The 17,432-nt window shown below is 39.0% G+C and carries 13 protein-coding genes; all 13 read right to left on the bottom strand.

Annotated elements, in window-relative coordinates; translation table 11 throughout:
* Positions 1-14 precede the first annotated feature (14 nt).
* A complete protein-coding gene (locus EL165_RS03885) occupies positions 15-1,532 on the bottom strand; it encodes a TSUP family transporter (protein WP_002979355.1) in 1,518 nt (505 codons plus the stop codon).
* A gap of 5 nt (positions 1,533-1,537) precedes the next feature.
* On the bottom strand, positions 1,538-4,414 hold the full coding sequence (locus EL165_RS03880) for a TonB-dependent receptor (protein WP_002979356.1): 2,877 nt from the start codon (positions 4,412-4,414) through the stop codon (positions 1,538-1,540).
* A gap of 385 nt (positions 4,415-4,799) precedes the next feature.
* Entirely contained in the window at positions 4,800-6,476 is a 1,677-nt protein-coding gene (locus EL165_RS03875) for an NADPH-dependent assimilatory sulfite reductase hemoprotein subunit (protein ID WP_002979357.1), read from the bottom strand.
* 32 nt (positions 6,477-6,508) lie between these two features.
* Positions 6,509-8,221: a diflavin oxidoreductase gene (locus EL165_RS03870; protein WP_002979358.1), complete on the bottom strand. Its 1,713-nt coding sequence runs from the start codon at positions 8,219-8,221 to the stop codon at positions 6,509-6,511.
* Positions 8,211-9,056, bottom strand: a complete 846-nt coding sequence (gene cobA / locus EL165_RS03865) for a uroporphyrinogen-III C-methyltransferase (RefSeq protein WP_002979359.1) — start codon at positions 9,054-9,056, stop codon at positions 8,211-8,213. Before cobA ends, EL165_RS03870 begins: the two co-directional genes overlap by 11 nt.
* A gap of 23 nt (positions 9,057-9,079) precedes the next feature.
* Positions 9,080-9,991: a cysteine synthase A gene (gene cysK, locus EL165_RS03860; RefSeq protein WP_002979360.1), complete on the bottom strand. Its 912-nt coding sequence runs from the start codon at positions 9,989-9,991 to the stop codon at positions 9,080-9,082.
* Between the two features lie 27 nt (positions 9,992-10,018).
* A complete protein-coding gene (gene epsC, locus EL165_RS03855; protein WP_002979361.1) occupies positions 10,019-10,849 on the bottom strand; it encodes a serine O-acetyltransferase EpsC in 831 nt (276 codons plus the stop codon).
* A gap of 5 nt (positions 10,850-10,854) precedes the next feature.
* A complete protein-coding gene (locus tag EL165_RS03850; RefSeq protein WP_002979362.1) occupies positions 10,855-12,093 on the bottom strand; it encodes a sulfate adenylyltransferase subunit 1 in 1,239 nt (412 codons plus the stop codon).
* Positions 12,094-12,200: 107 nt separating this feature from the next.
* The gene (gene cysD / locus EL165_RS03845) at positions 12,201-13,109 is read right to left on the bottom strand and encodes a sulfate adenylyltransferase subunit CysD (protein ID WP_041461482.1); all 909 of its coding nucleotides are present in this window, start codon (positions 13,107-13,109) and stop codon (positions 12,201-12,203) included.
* A gap of 11 nt (positions 13,110-13,120) precedes the next feature.
* Positions 13,121-13,834 (bottom strand): phosphoadenylyl-sulfate reductase, encoded by a 714-nt coding sequence (locus tag EL165_RS03840; RefSeq protein WP_002979364.1) that lies wholly within the window; start codon positions 13,832-13,834, stop codon positions 13,121-13,123.
* A gap of 83 nt (positions 13,835-13,917) precedes the next feature.
* Positions 13,918-14,334, bottom strand: coding sequence for an RrF2 family transcriptional regulator (locus EL165_RS03835; protein ID WP_002979365.1), 417 nt, complete (start codon positions 14,332-14,334; stop codon positions 13,918-13,920).
* A 325-nt stretch (positions 14,335-14,659) separates the two neighbouring features.
* Positions 14,660-15,154, bottom strand: coding sequence for a GNAT family N-acetyltransferase (locus EL165_RS03830; RefSeq protein ID WP_002979366.1), 495 nt, complete (start codon positions 15,152-15,154; stop codon positions 14,660-14,662).
* Between the two features lie 114 nt (positions 15,155-15,268).
* The gene (locus EL165_RS03825; RefSeq protein ID WP_002979367.1) at positions 15,269-17,416 is read right to left on the bottom strand and encodes a zinc-dependent metalloprotease; all 2,148 of its coding nucleotides are present in this window, start codon (positions 17,414-17,416) and stop codon (positions 15,269-15,271) included.
* Positions 17,417-17,432 lie beyond the last annotated feature (16 nt).

The following is a 17,432-nucleotide window of genomic DNA, read 5'->3' as shown; positions in this document are numbered from 1 at the left end:
ATGTAGGCTGTTCCTTATGATAAAAAGGATTTTGTTATCGTCACCAGACTCATTATGATCACTACTATTCCCACTACCACAAACATTTTCTTTGTCGGAAGTTTTGCCGTAAGCATCGCTGAAAAAGGAGCGGTAAAAACGCCTCCCAATAAAAGCCCCAAAACAATATTCCAATGATGGATTCCAATAGTGAAAATAAAAGTTATCGCACTTGTTACAGTCAGGAGAAACTTGGCTACGGTAGAGCTTCCCACGACATAACGGGGAATTCTTCCTTCTTTGATCAGTGTTCCGGTTACCAAAGGTCCCCAGCCGCCGCCGGCAAAAGAATCTATAAAGCCTCCAGCCAATCCTAATATGCTGAGATTGGTTCTTCTTTTGGTTTTTACTTGTCCTGATTTTTTATCTTTAAATGCATTTTGTAAAATATTAATTCCAAGATACAAGGTGTAGCAGGCAATAATTGGTTTTACAATATGAGCGTAGTGTTCGCCATAGTGAGATAAGGTTAAAGCACCTATGATAGAGCCTACAATAGCCAGAGGGAACAGTACCCAAACCATTTTCTTATTGACATTGCCCAGTTTATAATGGCTGAAACTTCCGGCTGCAGTAGTAAAAGATTCCGCAGAATGAATGCTTGCACTCACAACAGATGGCGGAACATTCAGCAGTAAAAGGATAGTAGTACAGATTACACCATAGCCCATTCCCATAGATCCGGCAACAATTTCTGCCATGAAACCGGCAAACAACATCCAGTAAAAAATATGGCCGTCTTTGTTCAGAAAATACTGGATATCATCTGAAAGATTAAATTGATAAACGACAAGTCCAAATAATCCGAAAAGAAGTAAAACACCTATGATGGCCAGATAGATATTGGCTTTTCTCTGGGCTGTTTTAGTAATACTGATCAGTTTTTCAATTTCTTTGTCCGGTTTTGAAGAAACTTTTCCATCCGTCAGGTATTCTGTCGTGATTTTGTTGAGCTCTTTCACTTTATAGTTGAAATCTCCGGTCAGTTGATTACGGATATGCTGCATATTGTCCAACACATGATCCATTTCATCAGGGATAACCTCTGTGAAGGTTTCTCTTAATCTTTTAGCGATAGTCGGCGATTTCCCGTTGGTGGAAATAGCAATTTTAAGACTTCCTTTTTTGACGATGGAGCCTAAATAAAAGTCACAGAGATCAGGTTTATCGGCAACATTGACCAATATACTTTTTTTCTGAGCTTTTTCTCTGATTTCCCCCGCCAGATCAATGTCATTTACTGCAATAATGGCCAGATCAGTATCGTTAAAATCATGATCACTATATGCCCTTTCATGCAGGGTAATATTGGAAAACTGACCTTGTAAGATTCTGACCTCAGGGATAATTTCTTTCGCCACCAGTTTGATGGAAGTATCCGGAGAGTTTCCCAGTACTGACTCCAGTTTTTCAAGAGCAACCTGTCCACCGCCAATGATCAGCAGTGAAAGGTTCTCAAGTTTTAAAAATACGGGATATAAAGAATTGCTCATCCTGATTACAGTTTTAAATCATAAGTAAAAGCGAGATAATACAGTCCTCCGATTTCAGGACCTGCTGCATACTGGAAGTAACGGCGGTTCAGCAAATTGGTAGCTCCAATCTTAATATTGGCATGAATTTCAGGCAGCTTCCATGTAGCCTGTGCATCAATGGTATAATAAGCCGGAATTTCCCCGGATGCCAAAGGACTTTCCCACATAAAACTGCTCTGCCATCTTGCAACAAGGGTAAATCCTATATTTTTGACAATTTCTCTGTTTCCTACACTTACATTCACCATCCATTTCGGAGTGTTGAAAGCGGTAATAAACAGATCTGAGCTATTATTGGAAGCCAGATCATTATAAGAAACGTTTGTGTTCACATTGTAATTTCCTGTGATATTGTAACGGATTCCAAGAGATGTCCCATAGCTTTTGTAGGTACTGTTGCTGTTGGTATACACCCTGTAACGGTCCTGTTTGCTTCGGTCAAGCATCGCAAGAACAGCTGCATTGCTTCCTACCTGGCTGTTTTTAGGAACGGCCACTTCTACCTGCCCAAGGAAACCTTCATAAATATTGTAATAAAAATCCCAGTCCAGCACCAGTTTATTATTGAAAAAAGTAGACTTATACCCTACTTCAAATGAATTGATCTTTTCCGGCTGTAACTTCTGCAGATTGGCTACTGTTAAAAGCTGTTTGTTATCCTGAGCTGCCTGACTTTGGTTTTTTCCTGCATCCATGTCTGCATTTACCGCTGAGGTGAATTTATCGATGGAAGCCAATGTGTAGGAATTTTCCAGATAGCCTAATCCGTCATTTACTTTTGAAAGGCCTCCTACTCTTCTTACATTTCCGTTGTTGACGAATGAAAGGGCTTCAAATAAAGATGGAAAACGGTATCCGTTCTGAAAAGACGCCCTGAAATTATGTTCTTTAACAGGAGAATAAACCACACTTACTCTTGGATTAAGTTTGGCTTCAAATTCCGGGTTTCTATCAATCCGCAAGGCGGCGTTGATTTTTAATTTATCATCAAAGAAAAGTTTGGTGATCTGTGCAAAAGCTCCATATTTCTGATAGATAACATCTTTCCCAAAGGTCCCATCAGCTAAAGGAATATTTCTTTCATTCACCGGACGGTTGAAATCAACAAAATTATTTCCATCCGGAGTAATGCTGTACAAACGGTAATCTACACCGGCAAGAAGGCTGAATATCTTCACAAATCTGCTGAAATCGTAAGTAAGTTCTCCCTGGTAGAAGCGGGATTTCTGTTCAAGCTTGGCTCCTCCTGTTGCCGGAGCTCCTGCTACTCCTGCATTGGCCGAATCCCAGTTATTAATTCCGATAATGGTATTTTTTAGTTGCTCAAAAGCAGCAGTTCCCGGTACTGCCCTGTTTTTGTCGGCTTCCTGCCGGGCAAGGATGAAAGCATCATTAAGATTGGTTCCGGCGTTCAGACTGTTCTGAAGTGCGGTCTGAAATATATTTTTCCAGTTGGTATTGGAAAGATTCGTCAGATCCAGATTATCTGCCAAAGGTTTGAGATTATAAGAATCTCCTGTATTTTCGATGGATACATACGCTCTGAAAGTTAACTCTCTTCCTGTCAGTTCTACTTTATGGTTCTGAACTGTGGCATTCTGCAAACGGATTTTATTTCCTCTCTGGAAAGTTCCGTCCAGCAAACCGTAACGATACACGTAAGAAGTTCTCCACTGATTTCCAAATCGATAATATAAACCTGCGTCAAACTTGATATTTTTCACATCAGGGCTTACCAGATCTTTTTCCAGATAGCCTGTTCGGGAAACATTGAATGTGGTTGGTTTTCCGTTGTAATCCACTTTTACGGCAACACGGTTGTTTCTTTCATCTCCATACTTATTCCAAAGATCTTCAGCAGGATTATTGGCAAGGGCAAAATTAGGATTGGCGGTGACTAATGATCCTGAATTCTGATCAGTCAGGTTGTTTGAGATCCAGTCGGTTCCACTGAAATAAGAGGCATTGACTTTAACAGCAAAGTTTTTATTGATCACTTTTGCAAATCGGATGGCACTTTCTCCCAGGGAACTTATTTTATGGTTGACATTGTCTACATGATTCACTCCGCCACGGAAATAAACACTTATTCCTTCAGAAGTAAACGGATCTTTGGTCTGTAAACTTGCCAGCCCGTTAATGGCATTCATTCCATACAATGCTGAAGCAGCTCCGGGAGTTACTTCCATTGACTGGATATCCAGTTCCGTTGGCCCAATGGCATTTCCCAATGGTACACCCAGTGTTGCAGATTGTACATCAACACCATCAACCAACTGCATGAAACGGAAGTTGTTTGGCGAATTGAATCCCCTTGAATTCGGAATTTTCAACGTAAGACTGGAAGTTAACAGCTGTAATCCTTTTACGTTTTCCAGGGTTTCATAAAACGAAGCAGCCGGACTTTCCCTGATGGTTTTAATATCAATTTTTTCAATCGCTATCGGTGATCTTAATATCTTTTCCGGAACTCTGGAGGCTGAAATCACGACATCATCAATGATCGTGTTCTGAGGATTAAGTCCTACCGTTATTTTGTTGGAAGGTGAAAGTATTTCAACCGTCTGGCTGGTAAAACCATCTTTCTGAATCACTACCCGAAAAGGAATGGTAACCCTTGTTCTGAGCTTAAAATTACCCGATTGATCGGTTAATGCGGTATCCTGCGTGTTTTCGATCTGTAATTTTACGGAGTCAAGACCTTTGCTTGTTCCTGTGTTTTTGATGCTTCCACTAAGCTCTATAAGTTGCTGCTGAGCTTCTGCCAGGTTAAAAAATAGAAATGTAAATGCAATAATGCCTGCTTTTGGTAGAAAATTTCCCTGCTTTTTGTTTTTCATTTTTCTTCATTTTTTAGGTTGAGAATGAAGCTGCCTGAATTTTTACATTGATTATTTTTACCACAAAAGGCACAAAAGTTTTCATTTTAAAACACTTTAGTTCAATTATGTAAGTTTAAAATGACACTGTAGAAAAGTTCACATTAGATGAAAATCAAAGATTTTTACAAAACTTAGGTGTACTTATTATGCACAAAGTTTGGCTCTTAAAAAGCTTAAGTGTTTAAAACTTTTGTGACTTTTGCGGTTTTGAATCGAAAAACTTCAAACAGCTTTGTTTGTACTGTTATTTGAGAATCAACAACACATGCACATTCGTCCGCCTAAATGAAGAGGTTGATTATTTTTGTTTTTTTTCAGATCATAATGAAAATTAGCCATATAATTAATTTAAGGTGTGTAAGTAACGGTATGAAAAATCACCAAATGTTTCCTCTGCCAGTCTTTTCTGTACATAAATCCCGAAAAGTTCATCCAGCGTGGTCAGAATTTCTTCCTCGCCAATGTTTTCTTTAAATTTTGTATTCAATCGCATTCCTAAGCGATCTCCTCCAATGTGAAGATTATATTTCCCGTAAGCAGTTCCCACAAATCCGATTTCTGCATTGGGGGATCTTCCGCAGCCGTTGGGACAACCTGTCATACGGATCGTGATATCTTCTTCCAACAAACCATATTTTTCAAGGATAGGCTCTATTTTTGTGACCAGTGAAGGCAGATAACGCTGTGCTTCAGCCAGTGCCAGTGAACAGGTATTTAAAGCTACACACGCAACAGAATTTTTACGTAAAGCACTTGCTCCGTCGGTATGTTCTGAAATTCCGTGCTCTTTTAAAATACCTTCGATTTCAGGCTTATCTTTTTCATCAATATCAGCAAGGATAAGGTTCTGGTTGCAGGTAAAGCGGAAATTCGCTTTTCCTGTCTGCGCAATTTTTAGTAATCCTGATTTTAAAGGGTATTCTGCTGTATTAAGGATTCTTCCGTGTTCTACAAAGACCGTATAAAACCATTTTCCTTCATGATTTTGAATCCAGCCGTAGCGGTCCTTTCTTTGTGTAAACTTAAATTCACGCGCTGGTTCAAAGCTGAATCCTGTTCTCTTTTCTACTTCCGCTCTGTACTGGTCGATACCTAATTTATCAATCGTGTATTTTAATCTTGATAGTTTCCGGTCACTTCTGTTTCCAAAGTCTCTTTGTACCGTAATGATTTCGTAGACGGCTTTTAATACTTTTTCTTCCGTATCTAAAAATCCAAGGATAGAGGCGAGACGGGCATACGTAGCTTCATTTCCGTGAGTGGCACCTAATCCCCCTCCGGCAGCAATATTATACCCTACGATTTTATCATTTTCGATAATCGCAATTAAGGCAATATCATTGATGAATACATCTACATCATTATTGGGAGGAACGGCAATTCCTATTTTCAGTTTTCTTGGAAGATATCTGTCCTGATATAAAGGATCTTCCTCTGCTTTACGGTCTACCAGAAGTTCATCATCAATCCAGATATCGTAGTAAGATTTAGTTTTTGGAAGACACATTTCACTGATTTTTCCTGCCAGTTTATAAGCTTCCTGCTGTAAAGGGGATTCCGAAGGATTGGCAGTACAGGTAACATTCCTGTTGACGTCCCCACATGCTGCAATAGAATCCAGATGCTGCAGATTGAAACTCTGAATGGTAGGTCTTAAATGAGATTTTAAAATACCATGCAGCTGAATCGTTTGTCTTGTGGTTACTTTAATGGTTCCTGTGGAATGATCTTCAGCGGTTTCATTCAATCCAACCCATTGTTCCGGAGTTAAAAAACCGCCGGGAAGTCTTAACCTGATCATATAAGAATACAGCCATTCCAGTTTTTTGGCGACACGCTCTTCCCTTCTGTCCCTGTCGTCCTGTTGGTACATTCCATGAAATTTGATCAGTGTCTGATCATCTTCTCTGATCGCTCCTGTGAAGTTATCTGCAAGACTTTCCTTTAAAGTTCCCCTGAGTCCGTTACTGCCGGTTTTAATCCTTTCTACCGGTGAAAGGTTTTCTTTATCGTTATTCATAACTGTTTCCTTTAATTTTTTGAGTACTTCTGTTAATACACATCTTTAGCATATCTACCGCTTAATTCCATTTCTTCCAGATAGGTTAAAGCATCTTCTTGGCTGCGTTTTCCTTCATTCTGTATAATGGTGAGAAGCGTTTGTTCTACATCACGGGCCATGGGTTCTTTAGCACCGCATACATACACAGATGCTCCGCCTTCAAGCCAGTAAAATACTTCCTGAGCTTTTTGTTCCAGCCTGTGCTGAACATATACTTTTTCATTCGTATCTCTTGAAAAAGCAAGATCTAAATGAGTTAAGCTACCTGTTTTAAGAAAATCCTGAAGTTCTGCCTGATAAAGGAAATCTGAAACAAAATTTCTGTCCCCGAAAAACAGCCAGTTTCTTCCTTCTGCACCTGTTGCATCACGTTCCCACAGGAAAGACCTGAATGGTGCAATACCTGTTCCCGGACCAATCATGATGATATCTTTATCCGCTTCCGGCAGTTTGAAGTGTCCTGCCTCCTGAATATAAAATTCCACCTCCTCTCCTTCTTTGAATTCACTCAGAAAGCCACTGCATAATCCATTGTGTTTCTGATGATCAATAAAGAATTCTGATTTAGCTACGGTAATATGGATTTCGGTATCGCCATGAGCTTCCGGAGAAGAAGAAATGGAATACAGTCGGGGCGCCTGAGCGGTTAATATGTGTAAGATTTCTTCAAATTCATCTGCATTTTTTACGGGATAAATTCTAAGAAGATCAAGAAGACTTAATCTGACTTCCGGAATGGAATGCCCTGTTATTTTCGCATATTGAGCAACAACAGATTTCAGTAAATAGCTGATGTTGAGTTTTTTATGTAACAGTTCTTCAACAGAAGCTGTAACCTTTGGTGTTTCTACCTGTTTTTGTGGATCAATCCCGGTCAGCGCAATAATTTCACTGACTATTTCTTTAGCATTGAAAGGGATTACTCCCAACGCAGCACCTGGTTGATAACTAAGCGCTTCTTCTGTTTCAATTTCAATATGATACGTTTCTTTTTCTGAGGTAATATCGTTCAGATTGATGATAGCAGACACTTTTCCCTTATATTTCTTTCTTCCGGAAGAAACTTTGGGTACTGTAACATTTTTTTGACTTTGATCTGTATTTTTACTGACTGTTTCAAATACATGTTCTATCCAGTGGGAAGCCTCCTGTTCATAATCTATATCACACTTTTTCAATGGAATAATGCGCTGAGCACCCAGTATTTCAAAGCGTGAGTCTACATCTTCACCGGTTTGGCAGAACAGCGGATAACTGCTGTCTCCCAATGCCAGCACCCCATATTTCAGTCCGCTGAGATCAATTTCATTCTCATGAATATAATCATAGAATTTTTTGGCAAGAGCCGGGGGGTCGCCTTCTCCCTGAGTGCTGATGACTACAAAAAAGAATTCTTCTTTCGCCAGATCTTTAGGCTTGTATTGGGAAAGGTCTGCCAGTTTTACCTGAAGTCCTTTTTTCTTAACAATAGTTGCCAGAGCAGTAGCTAGTTTTTTACTGTTTCCGGTTTCTGTTCCGTAAGCCAATGTTATTTTCTTTACAGCATTTTGTACTGTAGTATTTATTTCCTGTGCTGGAAGAACGGCCGTAAGTGATGATCCTCCAGCAATACCCGCAAGATATCCACTTGCCCAGATGGCTTCATCTCTGGAAAGGTCTCCGGAGATTTGTTTTAATACATTTAATTTAGTTTCAGACAGCATATTCAAAGAAATTTTGAGTGGTTGGGATGAGACTTCCGTTTTCCACTGATTTAAAATAAAGACCTTCCTGCTCGGCATTTTCCAACCATGAAAATTCTTCATGCAGATTGACAATTTTGCCAACCACAACTAAAGAAGGAGATGCAAAGGTTTTATCTCCGAATTTTTCATTAAAATCATCAAATGATGACGTGTAAACCTTTTGGAAAGGCGTTGTTGCCTGTTCAATGACTGCAATTTTTTTATCACCTGAAATCTGAAGTGCTTTCAGTTTTTCCACCAGAGGAGTAAGATTTCCTTTAGACATATAGAAAACAAGGGTATCATTGGTTAAGGCAAGTTCTTTCCAATACTCTACAGTTACAATCTCTGATTTATAATACGTCAGGAAACGTACAGATGTAGAATAACCTCTTGCCGTTAAAGGCATGCCTGCAAACGCTGCTGCTCCTAAAGCGGCTGTAATTCCCGGAATAATTTCGTAAGGAATATGATGTTGTTTTAAAGCCTGTAACTCATCCAGAATATTCGAGAATATGGAAACATCTCCTCCTTTCAGCCTTACAATAGTTTTATTCTGAAGGGCATATTCTACCATCAAAGTATTGATATGAGATTGAGGGGTGGAAGCATTTCTGCTGCATTCTTTTCCTACATAAATGACTTCTGTGCTTTCATTAACATAGGTTTCCAGAATCTCGGAACTTACAAGACGGTCGCATAAAATGACATCTGCTTCTGCAATTGCTTTTACTGCTTTTACTGTGATCAGTTCAGGGTTGCCGGGCCCTGCACCGATAAGGTAAACCTTTGGTGATTTTATATTTGTTTTCATTGAAGTAGGTGTTAATTAAGGATTTAGAAGAGTCCTTCTACAGAGAGATACCTTTCTCCTGTATCATAATTGATGGTAAGGATTTTAGCGTTAGGTGGTATTTCCGGTAAATGTTTGGCGATAGCGGCTAAAGCGGCTCCTGTGGAAACTCCTACAAAAAGACCTTCTTTTTTAGCAGCATTAAGTGCATATTCATAAGCTTCTTCTTTGCCTACCGTGATTACTCCGTCCAAAAGGGTAATATCCAGAATGGAAGGAACAAATCCTGCTCCTAATCCCTGCAATGGATGTGGTGCCGGGCTACCTCCGCTTAAAACAGGAGATAATTCCGGTTCTACGGCGAAAACTTTTACATTTGGATATTTTTCTTTAACCACTTTTGCTATTCCGGTAATGTGCCCTCCGGTTCCTACTCCGGTAATGATGTAATCCAGACCTTCCGGAAAGTCTTTTAAAATTTCCTGAGCGGTGGTTTCTACATGTACTTTTACATTCGCAGGATTGTCAAACTGTCTTGGGATCCATGAGTTGGGCGTCTCTTCCGCGAGCTCATTGGCTTTTTCAATAGCGCCTTTCATTCCCTTTTCTCTTGGGGTAAGCACGAATTCTGCTCCGTACGCTTCCATAATCTTGCGGCGTTCTATACTCATGCTTTCGGGCATGACAAGGATCAGTTTATATCCTTTTACGGCAGCAGCCAAAGCGAGTCCTATTCCCGTGTTTCCGCTTGTAGGCTCTATAATGACGCTGTCTTTATTTAATAATCCTTTGGCTTCTGCATCTTCAATCATCGCCAGTCCGATTCTGTCTTTAATGCTTCCGCCAGGATTGTTTTTTTCAAGTTTGATCCAGATTTCATGATCTGAACCGAAGAGTTTGTTGATTTTCACGACGGGTGTATTCCCAATCGTTTCTAATGCATTCTGAAATTTCATATCAATGTACTTTTTATTTTTGTTTTTTTAGATCACAAAGGTTAATGATTCCGGTAATGAAGAATTATCCTTTATTTTTATTTCACTTTTGTGGTAGACCAGAGAGTTGGCAGGAACATCCTGTGTTACCCATACATTTCCGCCAATGATGCTTTCTCTGCCTATGGTAGTTTCGCCTCCCAGAATAGTTGCTCCTGAATAGATAATGACATCATCTTCAATATTGGGATGTCTTTTCTGATGGGCTTTTTCTTTGGAAACATTCAAGGCTCCGAGGGTCACTCCCTGATAGATTTTGACATTATTTCCGATAACCGTTGTTTCTCCGATCACAATTCCTGTTCCGTGATCAATGAAAAAAGACTTTCCAATGGTAGCTCCCGGGTGAATATCTATTCCTGTTTTGCTGTGGGCATATTCTGAGATGACCCTTGGTAAAATTTTCACTTCCTGAATCCAGAGCTGATGCGAGATACGATAAACATACGTGGCAAAAAAGCCGGGATATGCCAGGTATACTTCTTCCAGTGAATCAGCAGCAGGATCAAATTCCAGAATAGATTTTGCATCCAACACCAGCTGATCATAAAGTCCCGGTAAAGATTCAAAAAACTGACTGACCTGTTTTTCTGTAAGATCTTTATCTCCTGTTACAGTATTAATCTGATCAGAAAGTGTTTGCTGCAATGCTTCAAAATTTCTTTTCAGTTGATCTTCAGTATTGTCATTCTGAGGAAGGAAGAGTGTTTCATACAAATCCTTGACCCATTTTTTGGTCTTTATTTTATCAAAGAATCCATGAATACTATTGTGTTTGGTTTGATGAATTCTTTCTATGAGTTGATCGGAAATTGCCATTTTTTCTATTGGATTATACAGGCTGCTACCGTTGAATTGGACGTTTCATCCACCAAAATGGCAGAGCCCGTTGTTTTGTTATGGGTAAAGCTGTCATAGACCAAAGGTTGTGCCGTTCGTAGGGTAACTTTCACAATTTCATTCAGTTTAATTTCACCATCTGCCTGCTCCCGGATAAGGGTATTGACATTGATCTTATAGTCGATCTCTTTTACCACAGCTTTTACAAGTCTGCTGTTCTGCTGCAGAAGGTATTTATTCCCCTGCTGCAAAGGTTTCTGATCAAGCCAGCATAAAAGAATTTCAAGATCTTTTTCAACGGTGGGAACATGTTCTTCCGTAACAAAAATATCTCCTCTGCTTACATCTACATCATGAGCAAGATGGATAACGGCTGGCTGACCTTCAAAGGCTTCTTCTTTTTCAGTACCATTGATCTCAATTTTTGTTATTTCTGTAGTCAGATCTGCAGGAAGTATGTGGATTTTGTCTCCTTTGGTGAACTTTCCGCTTAATATTTGTCCGGCATATCCTCTGTAGTCATGAAGCTCTTCAGTCTGAGGACGAATCACGTACTGAACCTGAAAACGGCTTCCATTATTTTTTTCTTCATTAATCGTTACTTCTTCAAGGTATTCCAGAAGGGAATTTCCTTCATACCATTCTGTTCTCGAAGATGTTGAAACGATATTATCTCCTTTTAATGCTGAAATGGGGAAATAGCTGACGTCATTTAAACCCAGATTTTCTGCAATTTTTGCATATTCTGATTTTATATTTTCAAAAACTTCTTCCGAATAATCTACCATATCCATTTTGTTGATGGCTACAGCAACTTTTTTCAACTGTAACAAAGAAGCGATGATGGAATGTCTTCTGGTCTGTTCAATCACACCTTTTCTTGCGTCGATAAGAATAACCATCAGGTCCGAGTTTGATGCTCCGGTGATCATATTGCGTGTATATTGTACGTGACCGGGTGCATCAGCGATGATGAATTTTCTTTTTGCCGTCGAAAAATAACGGTAGGCAACATCAATGGTGATTCCTTGTTCTCTTTCTGCACGCAGGCCATCTGTTAAAAGAGCAAGGTCTACTCCATCTTCATTTTTGTTTTTGGAATGTTTTTCAAGGACTTCCAACTGATCCTGCAAAATACTTTTGCTATCGTAAAGCAGTCTGCCGATAAGGGTACTTTTACCGTCATCCACGCTTCCTGCTGTTATAAATCTTAATATATCCATCCGAATTTTAATTATAAATAATGAGTAATTGGTAATGAGCAATGTTCTGTCGTTAAGAAGTAAAAGTTGTCTGTTCTATTACTTATTACTCATTGCTAATTGCTTATCTAAAAATAGCCTCCTTTTTTTCTATCCTCCATTGCGGCTTCTGTTACCCTGTCATCAATTCTGGTTTCGCCACGCTCTGAGATTCTTGTGGCTACTATTTCTTCGATAACGGCATCTATAGTAACGGCGTCAGATTCTACGGCAGCGGTGCATGTCATATCTCCTACGGTTCGGTAACGGATTTTCCTTGTAGTGATGATATCTTCTGGTTCCAGTACAACATGGGAAGAATTGGCCAACCATTGTCCATTAAAGTCGATTACTTCTCTTTCATGCGAGAAATAGATGGATGGAAGGGCAATCTTTTCTCTTCGGATATAGTTCCAGATGTCCAGTTCTGTCCAGTTGCTGATAGGGAAAACTCTTACATTTTCTCCTTTGTGGATTTTTCCGTTGAAGATATTCCAAAGCTCAGGTCGCTGAAGTTTAGGATCCCACTGCCCGAATTCATCACGAACGGAGAATATCCTTTCTTTTGCTCTTGCCTTTTCCTCATCTCTTCTGGCTCCTCCGATGCAGGCATCAAACTCAAATTCTTCAATGGTATCAAGAAGTGTATAGGTTTGCAGCCAGTTTCTGCTTGGGAATTTACCTTTGGCTTCAGTCAGTTTTTTACTTTTTATAGTGTCTTCCACTTTCCTTACCACCAGATTGACATCTAACTGCTGTACCAGCTGATCACGGAAATCCAGAACTTCCGGAAAGTTGTGCCCGGTATCAACATGAACAAAGGTAAACGGGATTTTCCCATGAAAGAACGCTTTTCTCGCCAGATGTGCCAGTACAATACTGTCTTTTCCTCCACTGAATAACAACGCCGGACGTTCAAACTGGCCTGCGACTTCTCTTAATATATAAATAGATTCAGCTTCTAACTGATCTAAATAGTTTAATTGATGTATTGACATTTTTTTCTTTTTTATTGATGAATATGCAGACCGCATTCTTTTTTATTGGCATCTTCCCACCACCACCGGCCTGCCCTGAAATCTTCTCCTTCTTTGATTGCTCTGGTACACGGTTCACATCCTATGCTTACAAATCCTTTCTTGTGAAGATGATTGTAAGGTAAATGATGATCTTTTACATAGGCTGTCACCTGTTCTGTCGTCCAGTGAAGGATGGGATGGAATTTGATGATCTTATTATCCGGATCCCATTCCAGCTGGGGCATATTCTGTCTGTTGGGAGAATGTTCAGCCCTTAGTCCTGTAATCCATACCTTATAGCCTTCCAGAGCTTTTTTTAAAGGATGAACCTTTCGGATGGTACAGCATGCCTTCCTGTTTTCTACGGATTGATAGAATGAATCAGGCCCGTTTTCTGTGACAAATTCTCTAAGCTCCTCCGTGTCCGGATAATAGGCTTTGATGTTCTTTTTAAAAAACGCCTTCGTAGAGGTCCAGGTTTCATAGGTTTGTTCAAAAAGTCTTCCCGTATCCAGGGTGAATATTTCAATATTTAAATCTTTTATCAGATGAGTAATGACCTGATCTTCGTAACTGAAACTGGTGGAAAAGATCACCTTATCCGGGAATTTTTCAGCCAGTAATTGCAGTCCATTAGTTTGAAAAGAAGCTTCATCAGCCTCTTTTATCAGATTTTCGAATTCATTTTTCAGACTGTTTTCCATTTTGAATTGAGATTTAAGTCTTGCAAATATATACAAAATTCTATAACTCCTATCAAAATAGTAGTATTTAAGTAAAAATTTTTTTAATCCGTGGTAATAAACTTAGTCAAAGTGGCTTCCATCATGCTTGTTCTGGTCTTTTCACGAACGATCATTAATTCTTTTCTCAGATAGCAGACAGCTTCATCCACACAATCATCGCAAGCTTCATAAAAATTTAAAGAAACACATGGGGTAAGCGCAATAGGACCATCAAAAATACGATAAATGTCTGCTAATGAGACCTCATTAGGTGATTTCAGAAGATAATACCCTCCTACTTTACCCTGCTTGCTGTTGACAAGCTTGGCTCTTTTAAGCTCGAGAAGAATTTGTTCCAGAAATTTCCTGGGGATGTTTTCGTCCTGTGCAATAACGGAGGTTGGCAGAAAGCCCTGGTTATAATTCCTTGCTAATCTGACCATTGCTTTAAGCGCATATTTGCAACGTTTTGACATCATAATTGCTGCAAGTTATGATAAATTATTGTATAAATGAAATGTTTTTATGGCTGAAAACTTTGTATTTTAAGCACAAATCGAAGATTCGACGAAGTCAAAAGCCACAAAAGATAAAGCCATTTAAGTTGCTTTTACGTTTAAATATAAATAGTTGAGAAGTTCACTTAGTTTGAAAACCTTGATTTTTATGGATATACAAACATCTGTGTAAATCAGTGCAATCTGTGGGAAAAGCTAACCACCCCGTCAAAAATTCTTTGAATTTTCGCCACCCCTCCACAGGAGGGGAATTGTGAGTCCTACGGTTCTGAGGGATCAGATCTGTTTACTTTTTCTGTAACATAAAGTAAGCTAGTTCCCTATCCACCCGTTTTAGATTCTCAATTCTTTTAAAGTTGTTGTTCAGAAGAACTTTCTGAGATCCGATATTATCAAGATCGGTTACAGCAACAATATCTTTCTGATGATTTAATGATAAACAATAATCAACAAGGGCTTTACAAACTTCGGTTCCCAGACCTTTTCCCCAATAATTTTCTCCTAAAGTATAGCCTATTTCCAGCTGATCCGGATTGTCGAGAAAGATTCTGGCCAGACACATTCCTACAAAATCATTGTTTTGAGTGTTGAATATTCCCCATCTGCTGAATGGTCCTTCTTTATAATCGGCTAAGGATTTTTCAAACATTTCCTTATATTCTTCAGGAGTTTTGTAGGGCAGATAGCGGGTTACATTTTCATTTTCAAAAAGAGTAGAAAATAATGAAAATTCTTCAGGGGCAAATTCACGGATAATGATCCTCTCGTTTTTAAATTGCATTGTATCATAATTACAGAATAAAAATACGTAAATAAATGAAGAACTGTTCATAAACAGGATAAAAAAAAATTGGGCTTACAATGAAGCCCAATCAAATAGCATATGAATGCTAATCTATTTTTTAATGAATTTTTGGGAAGATTTCCCTAAAGAAGTTTCAATATCAATTAAATAAGTTCCGCTTAGGAAGTGTTTAACCTCAACCTTATTCCCAATAATTTTAGCATTCATTTTTCTTCCAAACATATCATAAACAGAAATTGACTTAATTTTCCCTTTTGTTTTAATATTCAATACATCAGAAACCGGATTTGGGTAGATGGATGTTTCTGAGTTTGTTGTATCAACGTCTGAAGTGGATAATAATAATGCACAAGGCGTTGTAATACTGCCATTTGGTTGTGTATTATATGCAAACTCAGTGACAGAATAACTTGAACCATTGGCCCCAACGCTCACTTTGAAATAGCCGTTAATATCGTAGCCTTCGAATTGATTTCTAAAACCAACATAGGCTGTTTTACCAGACCAGGTAGTATAGGTAGGAGTATACACATCCAGTTGTCCGGGAGTCCAAGTTGGATACCCTATATTATTTGCATTCGTTATGGTGGTACAGGCTGGAATTAAACTAATATTCCTTGTTCCAGTTTGACATACTAATCCTTTCCAATAAGTTTCCAATTTTAATTGATTGGCTCCATAGTACCAGGCGCCATACCCTGCATCATCACTAAGCTCCGGGTTAATGATAAAATATTTCCAAGTTGCTCCTGAGTTGGTGGTTACTGTTGTTGGTGTTGGGTTGGCATAACTTTCCAGAGGAGTCCCTGTAACTATTTTATAAGGATCTTTATAAGAAAAAGTTAATGCTAATGCTGTCGTTGACCCTAGTGAAGCTGTGCCTCCTGTTATAGCCGGATTCAGGAATGTAATTGATGAATTCAGGACCTGGCTTTTAGGATGACTGGCCGCAGCACCATTGATGGTAAGTGTAGCAGTTGTTGGGCTTGTAACTACTATAGCTGCTGTTAGTCCTGCTGGTAATGAAGAAGTGAAATGTGTTCCTGCTGTAAGAGTTGTTCCATTGGGTACGGCAAATGTTGCTGAATTTAATGTAATTGTTGATTGGGGAGCAGAGGCTACTGTTCCATCTAATGACACGGCTCCATTATTGTTTAAGTTCTCTGTAAAGGTACTGTTGCTAAGAGTTAATCTTGGTGGAGTATTGGCAACTCCGGTTGCGGCTAAGTTGGCAGGCTGCCATAAATTCATTCGCGAAGGATGGTTTAATGCTGCCAGCATTCTGTTAACTTGTCCAATGGTAAACATTTTATAACAACCGGAAGAGCCGTTGTACCCCATATAGTTTTCAACGTTTACTTTCTGTCCGAGACAATTGTTTCCAGCGTTACATCCCAATCCGGAAGAAGTATTTTCTACAGGGGTGTCAGCAACTCCGTCACCATCATTATTTGGGTTTGCAGTTGAACATGGAACATTGAACGTATGTTGAAGATTTAACCAATGCCCGAATTCGTGAGTAAATGTATCAGAAAACTCGTTTGAAGCTACTGTTCCTGAAGCATTAAAGATATAACGTCCATTATACACTACTCTGGCTGTATTTACTGAACTCATGTATGAATCCGGATACCAGGCAACTCCTGATTGATATAAATCTTTATTAGCATACAGATCATTTTGTATATATACATTCATATACTTTGTATTATCCCATGCATCTGCGCCAATTTCTGCATCGTATCCGCCTCCGTTGCCATATCCGCCTTTGAAAGGATGAAAAATCACCCCACTTGTTGCTTTTCCGGTTGGATCGATTTTAGCTAATCGGAATTCAATGCTTAATGCTCCTCTGATAGATTGAAAATCAGGATCTACAGTATTTGAATCAGTGTTGATTCCATTGAAATTTAAGTTGATTTGCTGCAGTAAGTCAACTACTTTTTGGTAATTTACTTTTACATTACTTTGAGATTCTCCATAAATATGAAAAACCACAGGGATAATGTAGGTTGGATTGTTGATCCGACTATTCAATGAGTTTTTGTTTGGTCCCATTTTTTTTATGAAATCTTTGGTGTATTTCTCAAAGTTTTCATATTCAGCCTTAGATTCGGGATGCAGTTCAAAATGTTTTTTCATCATTTCATCTGCTTTACACTCGCGAGGTCTGTTTTCCTGGGCAAAACCTATTACTGGAAATAGGGAAACAAGTACTAGTAATTTAAATTTTTTCATAATTTTTTGGATTTGG

The organism is Chryseobacterium gleum, from assembly GCF_900636535.1.
Taxonomy (GTDB): Bacteria; Bacteroidota; Bacteroidia; order Flavobacteriales; family Weeksellaceae; genus Chryseobacterium; species Chryseobacterium gleum.
The sequence above is the reverse complement of the archived record's forward strand: the minus strand, read 5'-3'. Positions and strand labels throughout refer to the sequence as shown.